The organism is Mesorhizobium sp. M0522 (genome assembly GCF_040321085.1).
Taxonomy (GTDB): domain Bacteria; phylum Pseudomonadota; class Alphaproteobacteria; order Rhizobiales; family Rhizobiaceae; genus Mesorhizobium.
In genome coordinates, this window is the sequence record NZ_JAMYQW010000013.1 from 120,711 (window position 1) to 138,186 (window position 17,476).

The window sequence follows — 17,476 nt, forward strand, 5'->3', positions numbered from 1 at the left end:
TGGCCGAAGGGCGACGTCATTAGGGAGAACTCCATGCTGAAACATGTGCTGAAGGCGACGGTACTCGCCACGACCATGGTCTTGGCCGCCGGTACGTTCTACACGCCGGCTTTCGCCGAGACCGTCTACAACCGCGGAGCCGCCGCCGAAGCGGAGACGCTCGACCCGCACAAGACCTCGACGGTCTACGAAGCCGATATCATACGCGACCTGTTCCAGGGCCTCGTCATGCATGACCAGAAGACGAATCTCATTCCGGGCGCCGCCGAAAGCTGGACGGTGTCCGACGACGGCACTGTCTACACCTTCAAGCTGCGCAAGGACGGCCTCTGGTCGGATGGCAGCCCGGTGACGGCGGACGACTTCGTTTATTCGTTCCGTCGGCTGGAAGATCCGGCCACCGCTGCCGAATACGCTTCCATGCTCTATCCAGTGAAGGGTGCCGAGGAAGTCAACACCAAGAAGGGCAAGCCGGAGGATATGGGGGTCAAGGCGATTGACGCAAATACCCTGGAAGTCACGCTCAAGGCGCCAACGCCTTACTTCCTGGAGATGCTGACCCATCAGGCGACCTATCCGGTCAACAAGGCGTCGATCGAAAAGCTTGGCGCCGACTGGATCAAGGCAGGCAAGCTGGTCTCCAACGGGGCCTTTACAGCGGCAGAGTGGGTTCCCAACGACCATCTGAAGCTGGTCAAGAATCCGAAATTCTGGGATGCCGCGAGCGTCAAGTTCGACGTGGTCAACTACATCCCGACCGAGGATCGTTCGTCGGCGATGAAGCGCTTCGAGGCTGGCGAACTCGACAGCTACGGTGACCTGCCGACGGAACAGCTCGGCGACCTCAAGGCCAAATTCGGCGACCAGGTCCGTGTCGGGCCATATCTCGGCACCTACTATTATGCGATCAAGACCGATAAGGCGCCGTGGGACAATGTCGAACTGCGCAACGCCATCTCGATGGCGATCGATCGCGACTTCCTCGCCGAAAAAGTCTGGCAGAATTCGATGCTGCCCGGCTATTCGATGGTGCCTCCGGGGATCGAGGGCTACACGCCGGCACTGGCCAAATACGCCGACATGCCGCAGATCGACCGGGAAGATGAAGCCAAGAAAATCCTGGAGAAGCTCGGCTATACGCCCGAGCATCCGTTGAAGATGGAAATCCGCTACAACACCTCGGAAAACCACAAGAACACCGCTGTCGCCATCCAGGAACAGCTGAAGCCGCTTGGCGTCGAGGTCACGTTGCTCAACACCGATACCAAGACTCACTACTCTTTCCTCGAGCAGAAGGGCGACTATGATGTCGCGCGTGCCGCCTGGATTGCGGATTACAAGGATCCGGAAACTTTCCTTGGGATCTCCCGCAAGGCTAGTGGCAATAACTATTCGAACTACAACAGCCCGAAATACGAAGAGGCCATGGACAAGGCCGCCGCCGCCGGCGGCAAGCCCGAAGAGCGCATGAAGGAACTCGCCAAGGCCGAGCGCATCCTCGTCGATGAGGTCGGCAACATTCCGATCCTCTACTATAGCTACCACGACATCGTTTCCTCGAAGCTGCATGGCTTCGACGACAATGTGATGGATATCCATCCGTCCCGCTTCATCAGCAAGGACTGATCCCTTAGCCAGGCCGCGGCGCAACTCAATGCGCGGCGGCTCTGGTTTGCCATCGCATCGGCCCGGGAACCGGATTCGATTTTCGACAATGTCGGTGCGAAGATTTGAAGGCTAGAGCGCAATCGTCCAGCCGGACGCGCGCTGCTCTGGATCAAGCGGGGCATCGATGCTGCGTTACGTATTCCGGCGGCTGTTGACCGCCATCCCGACGCTGTTCGTCATCGTGACCATGGCGTTCTTCCTGATACGCGTCGCACCGGGCGGACCGTTCAACCAGGAGCGGGGCCTGAGCCCCGAGATCAGAGCCAATCTCGAAACCCAGTTCGGCCTCAACGACCCGCTCTGGCTGCAGTACCTCCATTATCTAGGCAATCTTCTGCGCGGCAACTTCGGTCCCAGCTACAACATGCCGGATTTCACCGTCGGCGAGCTGTTCAGGGAAGGCCTGCCGATCTCGATCCAACTCGGCGCTTCGGCGCTCGTTCTGGCGCTGCTCCTGGGCACCGTGCTCGGCACTGTTGGCGCGCTCAACCAGAACAAGCTTGCCGACTATTCGGTGATCGCGCTGGCGACCGCCGGCAGCACCATACCGACCTTTGTCATCGCCCCAGTAATCCAGCTTGTATTCGGATTGACCTGGAAGCTGCTGCCGATCGGTGGCTGGGGCGATGGAGCCCTCATCAATAAGGTCGGCCCGGTGCTGACGCTCGCTCTGCCGCAGATCGCCATCGTTGCCCGCCTGATGCGCGGCTCGATGATCGAATCGCTGCACTCGCATCACATCCGCACCGCGCGCGCTCTCGGCCTGTCCGACTGGTCAGTCGTCGTCAAGCATGCACTGCGCGGCGCCATCCTGCCGATCGTCTCCTTCACCGGTCCGGCAGCTGCAGCCCTTCTCACCGGCTCGATCATCGTCGAGACCATCTTCTCTATCCCGGGCATCGGCCGCCATTTTGTCGTTGCCGCGCTCAACCGCGACTACACACTGGTGATGGGGACGGTGGTGGTCATCGCGCTCTTCACCATCGTTTTCAACCTGATCGTCGACGTCCTCTATGGGGTCGTCGATCCGAGGGTGCGCTATGACTGATATCGCAGTTGCCGCACCGGTCGTCGGCCGGTCCCTGTGGGGTGACGCCTGGGCGCGCCTCAAGGCCAATCGCGCGGCCATGTTCAGCCTCTATTATCTTGCCTTCATCGCCGTCATCAGCGTGTTTGGGCCCTATTTCGTGCCGCACCAATACACCACCATCTATGCCGACTATGTCCGTACGCCGCCGAGCTTCTCGGCCTATCCGAAGGCCGACATGATCGAAGGCGCCCTCGATGAGGCGATCAGGCGTATGCGCGTCGACATCAAGGAGTGGCGGCAGGAGGACAGCCGTGTGTTCGTTACCGTCAAATCGTCCAAGCCGATCGATGACCGCAACATTCGCTACCTTGATCGTTCCGATACTTTTGATGACACAAAGATCGAGAGCAAATCGCCGGACGGTCTCGAAATGGTGATGAGTGCCTCGATCAAGCAGCAATATTTCCTGTTCGGCACCGACAATACCGGCCGCGATCTCCTGTCCAGAACGCTGATGGCCGGGCGCATATCGCTAGCCATCGGCCTGCTTGCCGGCATTGTGGCCGTGCTCATCGGCGTGCTCTACGGCGCCACCGCCGGCCTTGCCGGCGGCAGGGTCGACGAGGTGATGATGCGTGTCGTCGACGTGCTTTATTCTTTGCCGTTCATCTTCTTCGTTATCATGCTGGTGGTGTTCTTCGGCAGGAACTTCGTGCTGATGTTCCTGGCGGTCGGAGCGGTGCTGTGGCTCGACATGGCGCGCATCGTGCGCGGACAAGCGCTGTCGATCCGCCGGCAGGAATATGTCCAGGCGGCGGAGGCGATGGGCGTCGGCCAGCGCGGCATTCTGCTGCGCCATGTGATCCCCAATTTGCTCGGGCCGGTTGTGATCTACATGACGCTGCTGGTGCCGCAGGTCATTATCCTGGAGAGTTTTTTGTCGTTCCTCGGGCTCGGTGTCCAGGAGCCGATGACCAGCTGGGGCGTGCTGATCTCGGTCGGCGCCCAGAACATCGGCTCGGCCAACTGGCTGCTTCTGTTCCCGGCCTTCTTTCTCGTCTCCACGCTGTTCGCGCTGAATTTCGTCGGCGATGGGCTGCGCGATGCGCTCGACCCGAAGGATCGTTGAGATGGCCGCTTCCGAAACCATCCTCAGCGTCAAGGACCTTCGGGTCCGCTTCCGCACCCTCGACGGTGTGGTGGAGGCGGTGAAGGGCATCAATATCCACGTCAAATCAGGCGAGACCGTCGCCGTCGTCGGCGAATCCGGTTCCGGCAAGAGCCAGACGATGATGGCGGCGATGAGCCTGCTCGCCTCGAACGGCGAAGCCACCGGCACAGTCGATTATCGCGGCCGCAATCTTTTGACCTTGAGCAAACCCGAGCTCAACAAGATCCGCGGCCGCAAGATCAGCATGATCTTCCAGGAGCCGATGACGTCGCTAGACCCGCTCTATTCGATCGGCAACCAGCTGATCGAGCCGATCCGCAAGCATCGCGGACTTGGCGCCGCCGCGGCGCGCGAGGAGGCGCTCAAGCTGCTGCGGCTGGTCCATATTCCCGATCCGGAGCGGCGGATGAAATCCTATCCGCACGAGTTGTCGGGCGGTCAGCGCCAGCGCGTCATGATCGCCATGGCGCTGGCCAACGACCCCGACATACTGATCGCCGACGAGCCGACGACCGCGCTCGACGTCACCATCCAGGCGCAGATTCTCATGCTGCTCGCCGAATTGCAGCGCAAGCTCGGCATGGCGATCGTCTTCATCACCCACGATCTCGGCATCGTCCGGCGCTTTGCCGACCGGGTCTATGTGATGCGCTACGGCGAGGTGGTGGAGGAGGGCGAGGCGGAAGCGATCTTCGCCAACCCGCAGCACGGCTACACCAAGATGCTACTTGCCGCCGAACCGACCGGCACCAAGGCGCCGCCGCCTCCGAATGCCCCTGTCCTGCTTGAAGGCAGGAACGTCGAGGTGACCTTCAAGATCGGCGGCGGATTTCTTGGCGGCGAGCCGCTGCTGCTGCGCGCCGTCGATCGCATTTCGATACGGCTGAAGCGCAACCAGACGATCGGCATCGTCGGCGAATCCGGCTCGGGAAAATCGACGCTCGGCCGCGCCTTGCTGCGGCTCCTGCCCAGCGACGGTATCATCCGGCTTGGTGACCGCGACATTTCCCACGCTGACCGCCAGGCGATGCGGCCGCTGCGGCGCGAATTACAGCTGGTCTTCCAGGATCCATTCGGCTCGCTGTCGCCACGCATGACCGTCGGCCAGATAATCACCGAGGGGCTTCTGGTCCACGAGCCCAATCTGTCGGGCAGGCAGCGCGATCTCCGCGCGGTCGATGCCTTGCTCGAAGTCGGGCTCGATCCGAACACGCGCAACCGCTATCCGCACGAATTCTCCGGCGGCCAGCGGCAGCGCATCGCCATTGCGCGCGCCATGATCCTCAAGCCGAAAGTGGTGGTGCTGGACGAGCCGACCTCGGCGCTGGACCGCTCGGTGCAGAAGCAGATCGTCGAATTGCTGCGCAAGCTGCAGGCCGACCACGAACTGTCCTATCTGTTCATCAGCCACGATCTCACCGTTGTGCGCGCCATGGCCGACTACATCATCGTCATGAAACAGGGCAAGATCGTCGAGGAGGGGCCGGCCGAGGCGATCTTCAGCAACCCGCAGGCAACCTACACACAGACACTGATGGCCGCGGCCATCGATGTCACGCGATTTCGCCTGAGCGCATAGCCTTGCTGGCGATCCGCCACATGTCGACGTCGCACAGCACAGGCCACATGGCGCGGGTGTAGCGAAGCACATTCGGGGTGACATCGTCGCCGAGCCCGGCTTCCACGCGGCAGGTGCGGAACGCCTTCTCGATGCGCTTTGTCGGTTCGCCCAGGCTGTCATGGACGACCGGCCCGCAGTCGCAATCGATACGCTTCCAGCGGCGCATATGGGCGATCAGCCGTGACGGCAGTCGCGCCGGCGGACGCCATTTCTTGCTTTTTTTCGCGTGCTGATCTTTGCAATAGAGCACGCCGCGGCCTAGGTCCGGCCAAGCTTCTGCGGCCTCGCCATCCCAATTGAGTTGCAGGATTGAACGATGTCGGCAGCCAGTGTAGAGCCCCACAATGATAAAGCGGCAGAGATGAGCGTACTGACCGTGCTTCCGGCGCAGCCGCAATGCCGCGCGCAGCAGTCCCGCTGCTTCCTCGCGCGTCAGCCAGCGCTCGCGCGCTGCTGGTTTGTCTGGCAAGGTGACGGACGGCTTCGGATCGAGACCGTATTCCTTGGCCCAAAAGTTGATCGCCGAGCGGAGGTCCTCAAGATCGCGACGCGGGCCTGATGTAAAGTCCTTGTCTCGCCACGCCGGGAGTAACGCACGGCGGGTCTCCATCGCCGCAGCGTTGAGCTTGGCGATTCGCTCACGCTCTACCCGATTGCGCTCGCGCGAACGGTGCTCGACATAGGCGCGGCAGCGATCTCCATTGATGTTGGCGACCGGCTCGGTGCCGAAGAATTCGTTCAGAAAACGCATCCTGGCGAGAAATTCCTTGCGACCGGCAATCTTGGCCTGGCGTCCTTCGGTATAGGCGGCGAGGATGTCACCGACAGTCAGGCGGCGGGCATCTGCCCGGAGATCGGGGGCTGATATTTGCCGGCGGCGGCAGGCCCGAGTTGAGGGCGCAGCATACCTGAAGCGCTAGACACCGCTCCCGTGCGGGCATGATGATGGGTCGTCACAATGGTCCCCTTTTTTGCTCCGAAGTTGTTCGTCCTGCGGACGGGGATCACTAGAAGAGGCAACAAGACCGGCTTTGCAACAAGCAAAATGGGCGATAGTGCCGTGAGATGCAAAGACTTGCGAAAGGCGGCGCAGAATCGCGCCGGCTTGGCTTTCCCGCCGGACGACGAGTCTTGGTGCATTCCCGGAGGGTAGCTGACAGCCGCATCAAAATGGTGGCTCGGGCTATCCCATGTTCCGGTTGCAACTGAGGTGTAAATCTCACGCCGGCCTTCACGGGACGATTTGGCGTTTCGAAGCGGGGGAGGTTTCCGGTGCCTTGGAAATCTCGCTTTTTCGGTGACGAACATGCGTTGGCAATAGCCGCGATCCGATGCCACTGCGGGCACCGCGTAGCCTCTCCTCGGCCAAACCTCTTTTTGTCGAATGTACAGGCGCAACTTGGAAGAGCCCCTACGAGCCCTGAGCCATTGCCTCCCGGGTTGGACAATGTTTTTTCTGGTCGGAGTGGCAGGATTTGAACCTGCGACCCCATCGTCCCGAACGATGTGCGCTACCAGGCTGCGCTACACTCCGTGACCAGACCGCGGGCTTATAGCCGCCGAGTTTGGTTACTGCAAGCGCCAATGGCAGCGCTTCTGTCGCATTTCTTTCGCTTTAGCCGCCACGTCATACAGGTTTCAGTTTCCTGTCGCACGAACACGGCTTAAAGGGCATCTGGGTAACCGTCCACTTGCCTCGAAGCACCTGATTCAGCCGCCTGGAGTTTGCAGCCTTGTCGATGAAGATCGTTAGCGATGTCAGACCAAACACTTTTGAGTTTGAAACCTCGGCGCTGATCAAGCCGTCCGGGTTTCGCGAATATGATGCGCGCTGGTGGTTCGGCCATCCCGGCTCGAACGAAACGCCGGAACTCAATCTGATCGGCGTCCAGGCGCTCGGCATGGGCCTCGGCACGCTGATCCGTCGCCTGGGTGCCGGGCCCGACATCGTCACCGGTCACGATTTCCGCTCCTATTCGCTTGCCATAAAGCTGGCGCTGGTTTCCGGGCTGATGGCGGCCGGCGCACGGGTCAAGGACGTCGGGCTGGCCCTGTCGCCGATGGCTTATTTCGCCCAGTTCGCGCTCGACACGCCGTCCGTCGCCATGGTCACTGCCTCGCACAACGAGAATGGCTGGACCGGCGTCAAGATGGGCGCGGCGCGTCCGCTGACCTTCGGTCCGGAGGAGATGAGCGCCCTGAAGGCGATCGTGCTGTCAGGCGATTTCGACCTTGTCGGTGGTGGCTCCTACGCCTTCGTTGCGGATTTCCACAAAACCTACCTTGACGATCTGACAGCGGGAAAGCGTATCTCCAGGAAGCTCAAGGTGGTGGCCGCCTGCGGCAACGGCACCGCCGGGGCTTTCGCTCCCGAGGCACTGGAAAGGATCGGCTGCGAGGTCATCCCGCTCGACGTCGAGCTCGATCATACGTTTCCCAATTACAACCCCAACCCCGAAGACATGCAGATGCTGCACGCCATTCGCGACAAGGTGCTGGAAACGGGCGCCGATGTCGGGCTCGGCTTCGACGGCGACGGCGACCGTTGCGGCGTGGTCGACAATGAAGGCAACGAGATCTTCGCCGACAAGGTCGGCGTCATGCTGGCGCGCGACATTTCGCACCTCTATCCCGGCTCGACTTTCGTCGTCGACGTCAAGTCGACCGGCTTGTTCATGACTGACAAGGTGCTGCAGGAGAATGGCGCGGTCACCGACTATTGGAAGACCGGTCACTCCTATATCAAGCGGCGGGTGGCCGAACTCGGCGCCGTTGCCGGTTTTGAGAAATCGGGCCATTTCTTCTTCAATCCTCCGATCGGCCGCGGCTATGACGATGGCCTGGTCACGGCTATCGCCATCTGCCAGATGCTGGATCGCAGCCCACAAAGCAGCATGGCCGACCTCTATCGCGATCTGCCGCTGACCTTCGGCACGCCGACCATGTCGCCACACTGCGCCGACGAGCTCAAATACGGCGTCGTCGAGCGCGTCGTAGGCGACTTTCGCAAGATGAAGGACGAGGGCACGGTCTTCGCCGGCCAGAAGATCGCTGAACTGATCACCGTCAACGGCGTCAGGGTCGTGGCGGAGGATGCTACATGGGGGTTAGTGCGGGCATCATCGAACAAGCCGGAGCTTGTGGTGGTGGTGGAGAGCCCGGTATCGTCCGAGCGGCGCCGGCAGATGTTCGAAGCCGTCGATGCGGTGCTGCGCCGCAGCCCCGAAGTCGGCGCCTACAATCAGACCTTTTGAACGCGGGGCTTGTTTTCATGACCGAACGGATCGTCAGTTTTGTGATGAGCGGCGGCGTCGGCTCGCGGCTGTGGCCGTTGTCGCGCGAGGACAATCCCAAGCAGTTCCATGATTTCTCCGGCGACGGCTCAATGCTGGCCAAGACGCTGCGCCGGCTGACCGCGCGGCCGGAAGGCGAAACGCCGGTTTTCCTGATTGCCTCGGAAAGGCATGCCGACCGCGTTCATGCCGACATTGCCGGTCACGAGCTTTCCGGCGGCGGCCCGCTGTTCGAGCCGACCGGACGCAACACCGCCGCGGCCGTCGCCTTGGCAAGCCTGCGCACGCTGTCGGAATTCGGCGACAGCCTGGTGCTGGTGGTGCCGTCCGATCATGAGATCGCGACGCCACAGCAATTCTGGCGGAGCATCGAGGCCGGCACGGCGGCCGCGCGCCAGGGCAGGCTGGTGGTGTTCGGCATCAAGCCCGCCCAACCCGAGACCGGTTACGGCTACATTGAGGTGGCCGGCGAGCGCGATGGCATCTGCGATGTCTCGCGTTTCGTCGAAAAACCCGATCTCGCCACGGCGCAGAGCTATCTCGAGGCCGGCAATTTCTACTGGAACACCGGCATCTTCCTGTTTCGCGCCAGTGCCATGCGCGACGCGTTCATGGCCTTCCAGCCCGACATCTGGAGCGCCACGGAGGCTGCCTACCAGGCTGCGACATCGGATCTTTCCGGCCTCTACATGCCTCTAGATCTCTATGCCGCCATCCCATCGACATCGATCGACTATGCGATCATGGAGCGCGCCAGCGGCATCGCCATGGTGCCGGCCGGCTTTCGCTGGAACGATCTCGGCTCCTGGCAATCGCTGCTCGACGTCGGCCCCTCCGACACGCAGGGCAATGTCATCGTCGGCGACGTCGTCGCCATCGATTGCGAGAACTCCTATATCCGCAGCGACGGCCGCCTGCTGTCGGCCATAGGCCTGAAGGACGTCGCCATCGTGTCGACCGCCGACGCCACTTTCGTCGCCCCGGTCAGCCACAGCCAGAACGTCAAGAAGATCGTCGAGCAGCTCGAAAAAAGCGGCCGCCTTGAGACCAGGTTCACGCCCGCCGACGACCGTGTCATCGAAAGCGGCGCCTGGCAGCGCCGCGTGCACCATTGGCTGTTCGAGGAGACGGTGCCGTTGTGGTCGACGGTCGGCGTCGATGAGCGCCACGGCGGTTTCCACGAGGCGCTCGGCTTCGATGCCGCCCCGCTGATGAAACCCAAGCGCATGCGCACGCAGGCCAGGCAGATCTACGCCTTCGCCGTCGCCAAGGCGCGCGGCTGGAACGGCCCGGCCGATCGGCTGATCAGCCACGGCCTCGAATTCATGGCCAGGCACGGACGTACCGACAATGGCGGCTGGGTACGTACGCTCAACGTCGACGGCAGTGTCGCCGACGCCGCCGAGGATGCCTATGACCATTCCTGCGTGCTCCTGGCGCTGGCGCATGCCCATATGTGCGGCAATCCCGATGCGTTGCGGCTTGGCCAGGAGACCTTTGCGTTCATCGACGCGCATCTCGAGGACGAACGCCTGACCGGCTTCCGCGAGACCTCGAGCGGCGAGGGCGAGCGCCGCTCCAACCCGCACATGCATCTGCTCGAGGCATTCCTGGCCTGGCATCAGGCGACCGGCGAGCGCGCCCATCTTCGTCGCGCCGCGCGCATCGTCGATCTGTTTCGCAGCCATTTCTTCGACCCGGAAAGCTGGACGCTGGGTGAGTATTTCGACCATGAATGGCGGCCGACCCCTGGTGAGAAGGGCACGTGGACCGAACCCGGCCATCATTTCGAATGGGCCTCGCTGCTGGTCGACTTCGCCGGCCGCAGCGGCCAGAGTGGCTTGACCGGCCTTGCCCGGAAGCTCTACGCGTCGGCGATCGCCAATGGCCTGAACCGCGCCACGGGCCTCGCCTACGGCGCCGTCTCGCGGCAAGGCCTGCCGCTCGACCGCGTCTCGCGCAGCTGGCCGCAGGCCGAAGCGATCAAGGCGGCGATCGCGCTGGACGGTTCGGGCGGTCCCGACCTGAAGCCGGAGATCGAAGCACGGGTCGGCCGGCTGTTCCGCTGGCACATCAATCCGGCACCGCTCGGCCTGTGGATCGACCGCATCGACGAGCGTGGTCGCTCCTTGGCGAGCGAGGTGCCGGCCAGCATCTTCTATCATCTCGTCTGCGCGCTGACGCAGTATCTGGACGGCACGGCGCCAAAGGATCAGTACGGGCTGGCGACATCCCCGGTCTCGACATAGACCGACTTCAGCTGCGAATAGAGCGCCAGTGCCGCGAGCGAATTCTCGCGGCCGATGCCGGACTGCTTGAAGCCGCCGAAGGGGATTTCGACCGGCGTCAGATTGTAGGCGTTGATCCAGCAGATGCCGGCCTGCAGTTCGGCGATGACACGATGGGCGCGCGCCAGGTCGCGCGTGAACACGCCGGCGGCGAGGCCGAATTCGGTGTCGTTGGCGCGCTCGATCACCTCGTCCTCGCTGTCGAATTTCAGCACGCTCATGACCGGCCCGAAAATCTCCTCGCGGGCGATGCGCATCGTGTCGACGACACCGGTGAACACCGTCGGCTCGACGAAGAAGCCGCCCTGAAAACCCTGCAGCGAAGGCACGTTGCCGCCGCAGGCGAGCACCGCGCCATCCTGCTTGCCGGCCTCGATGTAAGAGACCACCTTGTCGTGCTGCGCCTTCGAGACCAGCGGCCCCATCTGCGTGTCCGGATCGAGTGGATCGCCGATGCGGATTTTCTTCGTCCGTTCGGTCAGCCTCTCGACGAAATGGTCATGGATGCCGCTCTGCACGAAGACCCGCGTGCCGTTGGAGCAGATCTGGCCGGTCGAATAGAAATTGCCGAGCATCGCGCCGCCGATGGCATTTTCGAGGTTGGCGTCTTCGAAGACGATCAGCGGCGACTTGCCGCCGAGCTCCATCGTTGCGTGCTTCATCTTCGAGCCGGCGAGCGACAGCACTTTGCGGCCTGTCGGCACCGAGCCGGTCACCGAGACCTTTGCGACAACATCATGGCCGACAAGGCCGGCGCCGACATCGCCAAAACCCTGCACGACGTTGAACAGCCCGTCGGGCAGCCCGGCCTCGGTGTAGATTTCGGCGAGCGCCAGCGCTGAAAGCGGCGTGTTTTCCGATGGTTTGAAAACCATCGCATTGCCCATGGCGAGGGCGGGTGCGGATTTCCAGCCGGCGATCTGGATCGGATAGTTCCAGGCGCCGATGCCGACGCACACGCCGAGCGCCTCGCGCCTGGTATAGGCAAAGGGTCCGCCGAGATCGACGGCCTCGCCATTAAAGGTGGTGACGGCACCGCCGAAATATTCGAGGCAGTCGGCCGCCGACGGGGCGTCCGCAACCAGCGTCTCCTGGATCGGCTTACCGGTATCCAGCGTCTCGATGCGCGCCAGATCGGCATTGCGCGCGCGCAAAATGTCGGCGGCACGGCGCAGGATGCGGCCGCGCTCGACCGGCTTCAGCCGAGCCCAGGCCGGCTGTGCCGCACGCGCGGCCTCGATCGCGAGTTCCAGCACGTTCGGCGTCGCCGAGCGCAGCATGGCGATGGTCTCGCCGGTTGCCGGATAGATAACCGGCAGCGCTGCGCCGCGCTCGTCGTCGATATAGCGGCCGTTGACATAATGCGATGCCGTTGGCTGGGCGCGCATGACTGTTCTCCAAATCGTCTTGTCGCGGCATGCGGAATATGCGTCCGCCGGATCATGGCCTATCTGTCCGACACCTGCCAGCGCGGATTGATCCATGGTTCCTGGTTGGACGGTGGCAGCGGCGTACGCCCGAGAATGTGGTCGGCGGCCTTCTCGCCGGTCATGATCGACGGCGCGTTGAGATTGCCGTTGGTGACGCGTGGAAAGATCGAGGAATCGGCGACCCGAAGCCCTTCGACGCCAATGACGCGGCATTCCGGATCGACGACGCTCATCGCATCATCGGCACGGCCCAACTTGCAGGTGCCGCAAGGGTGGTAGGCGCTTTCGGCGTGGTCGCGAATGAAGGCGTCGAGCTCTTCATCCGATTGTACATGCGAGCCCGGCGACAGTTCCTTGCCTCGGTACGGATCGAAGGCCGCTTGCCCGAAGATCTCGCGGGTCAGCCGGATGCAGTGGCGGAACTCCGTCCAGTCGTCCGGATGCGACATGTAGTTGAAGCGGATCACCGGCTTCGATTTGGGATCGGGCGAGCGCAGCGTGACCGAACCGCGCGACTTCGACCGCATCGGCCCGACATGCGCCTGGAAACCATGCGCCTTGGCCGCCGCCTTGCCGTCATAGCGGACCGCGGCCGGGATGAAGTGATACTGGATATCCGGATAGTCGACGCCGGCGCGCGAGCGTACGAAGGCGGCCGCCTCGAAATGATTGGTGGCGCCGAGGCCGGACTTGAAGAACAGCCATTGTGCCCCGATCAGCGCCTTCGAGAACGGGTTCAAGACGGAGTTCAGCGTGATCGGCTTTGTCGATTCCTGCTGGATGTAAAGTTCCATATGGTCCTGCAGATTGCGGCCGACTCCGGGCCGGTCGGCGATCACCGGGATGCCGTTCTCCCTAAGGTGCTGGCCGGGGCCGATGCCGGACAGCATCAGGATCTTGGGCGAGTTGATCGAGGACGCGGCAACGATCACCTCGCGCCGCGCTCTGACCACCTGAATCCGTTTGCGCACTTCGATCTCGACGCCGGTGGCGCGTTGATTCTCGACGATTACCCGCCGGGCGAAACCTTTGACCAGGCTGACATTTTTCCGCCTCAGCGCCGGCCTCAGATAGGCGCTCGCCGCGGACCAGCGACGGCCGCCGCGAATGGTCTGCTCCATCGGCCCAAAGCCTTCCTGCTTCGCGCCATTATAGTCGTCGGTCAGCTCGAAACCGGCCTGACGGCCTGCCTCGACGAAGGCGCCGTAGAGTGGGTTCGTCCTCGAGCCGCGCTGCACAGTCAGCGGCCCGCCATGGCCGCGCCAGCCATTCTCGCCGCCATTGCTGTCCTCCATGCGCTTGAAGTACGGGAGCACATCGGCAAAGCCCCAGCCGGTCGCGCCCTGTTCGGCCCAATGGTCGAAGTCGCGGGCATGGCCGCGCACATAGACCATGCCGTTGATCGACGACGAGCCGCCGATGACCTTGCCGCGCGGCGTCGCCAGCACGCGGCCGCCGAGGTGCGGCTCCGGCTCGCTGGCAAAGCCCCAGTCGTAGAGGCTCATATTGAGCGGGATCGACAGTGCCGACGGCATCTGGATCAGCGGGCCGATATCGCTGCCGCCATATTCGATGACGATCACCGAATGCTTGCCGTCCTCCGAGAGCCGGTAGGCCATGGCCGAACCGGCCGAGCCGGAGCCGATGATGACGAAATCCGCTTCAAGCATGGTTCATGCGCGCCCGTGGTTCATATGCGCAATGAAATCGGCCAGCGAGACGTTGCCGCCGGTTGCCATTACGAGAACGGTCTTGCCGGTGACGTCGACCTTGCCGCCGAGCAACGCCGCCAGCGAAGCAGCGCCGGATGGCTCGAGCACCAGCTTCAGCCGCTCGAAGGCGAGGCGCATGGCGCGCCGCACCGAAGCATCGTCGACGGTGACGCCGCGAACGCCGGCGGCCTTCACCGCTGCGAACGGCGCGTCGCCGGGCCGCCGCGACATCAGCCCGTCGCAGATCGATTTCGGCCCGATCGGCATGGTTTCGATGGCGCCATGCGCCAGCGACGAGCCCATGCCGTCAAAACCTTCCGGCTCGACGCCGATGATCTTCGTGGCTGGCGACAGGTAGTGAAAGGCCAGTGAAACACCGCCGATCAGGCCGCCGCCGCCGACCGAGCAGAACAAGAGATCGGCCTCCGCTTGCCTGGCGGCGATCTGGTCGAGTGCCTCCAGCCCGGCACCGGCCTGGCCGGCGACGATCTCCGGATCGTCGAACGGGTGCAGCAGCGCCAGGCCTTCGCTCGCAGCGATCTCGCGCGCCTTGGCGGCGGCGACTTCCTCACGCGCGCGCTCGCCATGGTCAGTCAGCACCACGCGCGCGCCGTAACCCAATGTGGCGTCGCGCTTGGCGGCCGGCGCGTCGATCGGCATGACGATGGTGACGGGAATGCCAAGCGCTTGGCCAGCCGCCGCTAGCCCCTGCGCAAAATTGCCGGAGGAGTAGGCGACGACGCCCTTTTTGGCTTCGTCAGGCGAGAGCTTCTTCAGCCGCCAGTAGGCGCCGCGCACCTTGAACGATCCTGCCCATTGCAGCGATTCGGCCTTGACGAAGACGCGGGCGGCGCCGGTCTCGCGCGCGAGTGCCGCCGATTCCAGCAGCGGCGTGACCTGCGTCGCCTTGGAGGTGACGGCATAGGCGTGCCTGAGATGGTCGAGCGAGGGGACGAGACTATCTGCCATCATTCGCCTCGCGGAAAGCGCTTCTGCTCTTCGAGCAGGTCGAGGTTCATGTGGTTGCGCATGTAGCGCTCCGATGCCTTCTGCAGCGGCTGGAATTCCCAGGGATAATGGGTGCCGTTGCGCAGCGCCGGGTAGACCACCCAGCGGCGTGCCTGGCTGGCACGCACCGCCGCGTCGAAGGCCGCCATGTCCCAGCGCGCCCGCACCTTGTCGGTGAAAGCGGCCACCAATGCCGCATTGGCCGGATCGGCGGCGAGATTGGTCAATTCTTGCGAATCCGATTCAAGATCAAACAGTTGCGGCGGATCGATCTCGCAATGGATGAATTTGTAGCGGCCCTCGCGCATCGCCACCATCGGCGCGTTGGAGCCTTCGGCGGCATATTCCATCAGCACCGGCGCGGAGCGTTTCTTTCCGTTCAGCAACAGCAGCAGCGACTGGCCGTCAGTCCACGGCGCAATCGCGCTGATGTCGATGCCGGCGAGGTCGCAAAGCGTCGGCGTCACGTCGAGATTGGAGACCGGCGTGTCGATCAGGCCGGCGGCGATGCCCTTGCCGGCGACCATCAGCGGCACCCGCGCCGAACCTTCGAAGAAGCACATCTTGAACCACAGGCCGCGCTCGCCGAGCATGTCGCCGTGATCCGAGCAGAACAGGATGACCGTGTCGTCGAGCATGTGTGTGTGCTCGAGCACCGACATCAATTCGCCGAGCTTGTCGTCGAGATAGGAGATGTTGGCGAAATAGCCGCGCCGTGCGCGGCGTATCTGCTCAGCGGTGATGTCGAACCTGTCATAGTCGCTGGCGCGGTAGAGCCGCTGCGAATGCGGGTCCTGCCTGTCGTAAGGAATGAAGCCGACCTCGGGCTCGAGCGCCGGGCAATCCTCGTAGAGGTCCCAGTATTGCCGCCGTGCGACGTAAGGATCGTGCGGATGGGTGAAGGAAACCGTCAAGCACCAGGGCCGATGTGCGGCATCGTCGGAGACGCGGGCAAAATCATAGAGCTTCTGCACCGCATGGAAGGCGACCTCGTCGTCATATTCCAGCTGGTTGGTGATCTCGGCAGTACCGGCGCCGCTGACGGAGCCGAGATTGTGATACCACCAGTCGATGCGCTCGCCGGGTTTGCGATAGTCGGGTGTCCAGCCGAAATCGGCCGGATAGATGTCGGTGGTCAGCCGCTCTTCGAAGCCGTGCAACTGGTCCGGACCGACGAAATGCATCTTGCCGGAAAGGCAGGTGTGATAGCCGGCGGCACGCAGATGATGAGCAAAGGTCGGGATCGACGAGGTGAATTCGGCGGCATTGTCATAGACCCCGGTGCGTGACGGCAATTGGCCGCTCATGAATGCGGCCCGGCCTGGCGCGCAGAGCGGTGACGCGGTGTAATTGTTGCAAAAACGCGCCGAACGCGCGGCGAGCGCCTTTAGATGCGGCGCGTGCAGGAAGTCCGCCGGCCCGTCCGGAAACAGCGTTCCGTTGAGCTGATCGACCATGACGATCAGGATGTTGGGTCGCTTGGATGTCACTGCTTCTGCCGTCCGCTGAGCTTCGTTTCGAGATAGTCCTCGACCAGTGCAATCGCGGTCGCGGCATCGGGAACACCGTCCTTCAGGGCGCGCCTGATATAGAGCCCGTCGATCAGCGCCGCGGTCGCTTCGGCGACCCGGTCGGCCTCGCTTCTCGGCAGGATGCCGGCCAGCCCGCTGAGCAGATTGGAATGCAGCCGGCGCGCATAGACCTTGAGCAGCCGGCGGAGTGCTGCCGATTTCTGCGCCTCGACATAGAAGGCGAGCCAGGCGGCGATCGTTTCGGGCTGGAACTGGATGTCGGAGAAGTTGACCGCGACCACCGCCGAGACGCGCTGGCGCGCCGTGCCGGCCGCGCGAAGTGCACGGCGCGTATCGGCGGTGAGCTCGCTCAGGATGTGCCGCATCGTCGCCAACAGCAATTCGTCCTTGGCGCCGAAATAATGGTGGGCAAGCGCCGAGGACACGCCGGCGCGGCCGGCGATTTCCGACATCGTCACATCAAGCGAACCGCGCTCGCCGATCGCCGAGATCGTTGCGTCGATGAGCGCCCTGCGGCGCAACGGCTCCATTCCGAGTTTCGGCATTCCTGCTCCGGCCTGTTGCGACAAGATTATTTTTTATTGACGCATCAATCAACAAAAATCCGGCCTGATTTGCTGGCAAAAGCCAGGCACTATGACCAGATGATCAAGATCAAGCGATTGTGCGGTTCTGGCCCCTTCACGAGGCCGGCGAAACGGTTCATGCTTGAACAATGCTGAT

12 protein-coding genes and 1 tRNA gene are annotated in these 17,476 nt (G+C 63.0%); 6 read left to right on the forward strand and 7 right to left on the reverse strand.

Features of this window, described 5'->3' with window-relative positions; translation table 11 throughout:
* The first annotated feature begins 33 nt into the window (after positions 1–33).
* From NKI58_RS16635 to NKI58_RS16650, 4 genes are all read left to right on the forward strand, one after another.
* Positions 34–1,626 (forward strand): peptide ABC transporter substrate-binding protein, encoded by a 1,593-nt coding sequence (locus tag NKI58_RS16635; RefSeq protein ID WP_352591553.1) that lies wholly within the window; start codon positions 34–36, stop codon positions 1,624–1,626.
* A gap of 166 nt (positions 1,627–1,792) precedes the next feature.
* Positions 1,793–2,716 (forward strand): ABC transporter permease subunit, encoded by a 924-nt coding sequence (locus tag NKI58_RS16640; RefSeq protein ID WP_352591556.1) that lies wholly within the window; start codon positions 1,793–1,795, stop codon positions 2,714–2,716.
* Complete coding sequence (locus NKI58_RS16645) at positions 2,709–3,827, forward strand: ABC transporter permease (protein ID WP_352591559.1); 1,119 nt, start codon at positions 2,709–2,711, stop codon at positions 3,825–3,827. The genes NKI58_RS16640 and NKI58_RS16645 overlap by 8 nt, the downstream gene beginning before the upstream one ends.
* A gap of 1 nt (position 3,828) precedes the next feature.
* Entirely contained in the window at positions 3,829–5,448 is a 1,620-nt protein-coding gene (locus NKI58_RS16650; protein ID WP_352591562.1) for an ABC transporter ATP-binding protein, read from the forward strand.
* Here the strand turns inward: NKI58_RS16650 and NKI58_RS16655 are convergent.
* Entirely contained in the window at positions 5,423–6,241 is an 819-nt protein-coding gene (locus NKI58_RS16655; RefSeq protein ID WP_352826689.1) for a site-specific integrase, read from the reverse strand. The two genes, NKI58_RS16650 and NKI58_RS16655, sit on opposite strands and share 26 nt — an antisense overlap.
* Positions 6,242–6,947: 706 nt before the next feature.
* A tRNA-Pro gene (locus tag NKI58_RS16660) sits at positions 6,948–7,024 on the reverse strand.
* Between the two features lie 205 nt (positions 7,025–7,229).
* Here NKI58_RS16660 and NKI58_RS16665 point away from each other — a divergent pair.
* Together NKI58_RS16665 and NKI58_RS16670 are read left to right on the forward strand one after the other, a co-directional pair.
* Entirely contained in the window at positions 7,230–8,744 is a 1,515-nt protein-coding gene (locus NKI58_RS16665) for a phosphomannomutase/phosphoglucomutase (protein WP_502896958.1), read from the forward strand.
* A 17-nt stretch (positions 8,745–8,761) separates the two neighbouring features.
* Positions 8,762–11,032: an AGE family epimerase/isomerase gene (locus NKI58_RS16670; protein WP_352783059.1), complete on the forward strand. Its 2,271-nt coding sequence runs from the start codon at positions 8,762–8,764 to the stop codon at positions 11,030–11,032.
* Here NKI58_RS16670 and betB read toward each other — a convergent pair.
* The 5 genes from betB to betI are packed head-to-tail and all read right to left on the reverse strand — an operon-like array spanning position 10,996 to position 17,298.
* Positions 10,996–12,459 (reverse strand): betaine-aldehyde dehydrogenase, encoded by a 1,464-nt coding sequence (betB, locus tag NKI58_RS16675; protein ID WP_352786232.1) that lies wholly within the window; start codon positions 12,457–12,459, stop codon positions 10,996–10,998. The genes NKI58_RS16670 and betB overlap by 37 nt on opposite strands.
* A gap of 59 nt (positions 12,460–12,518) precedes the next feature.
* Positions 12,519–14,171, reverse strand: a complete 1,653-nt coding sequence (gene betA, locus NKI58_RS16680; RefSeq protein WP_352679685.1) for a choline dehydrogenase — start codon at positions 14,169–14,171, stop codon at positions 12,519–12,521.
* Between the two features lie 3 nt (positions 14,172–14,174).
* Positions 14,175–15,182 (reverse strand): threonine/serine dehydratase family protein, encoded by a 1,008-nt coding sequence (locus tag NKI58_RS16685; protein WP_502896959.1) that lies wholly within the window; start codon positions 15,180–15,182, stop codon positions 14,175–14,177.
* Positions 15,182–16,711 carry a choline-sulfatase gene (gene betC / locus NKI58_RS16690; RefSeq protein ID WP_352786235.1) on the reverse strand — a complete coding sequence of 510 codons (1,530 nt, stop codon included), beginning with the start codon at positions 16,709–16,711 and terminating at the stop codon, positions 15,182–15,184. The genes NKI58_RS16685 and betC overlap by 1 nt, the downstream gene beginning before the upstream one ends.
* Complete coding sequence (gene betI, locus NKI58_RS16695) at positions 16,708–17,298, reverse strand: choline-binding transcriptional repressor BetI (RefSeq protein ID WP_352449081.1); 591 nt, start codon at positions 17,296–17,298, stop codon at positions 16,708–16,710. The genes betC and betI overlap by 4 nt, the downstream gene beginning before the upstream one ends.
* Between the last annotated feature and the right edge of the window lie 178 nt (positions 17,299–17,476).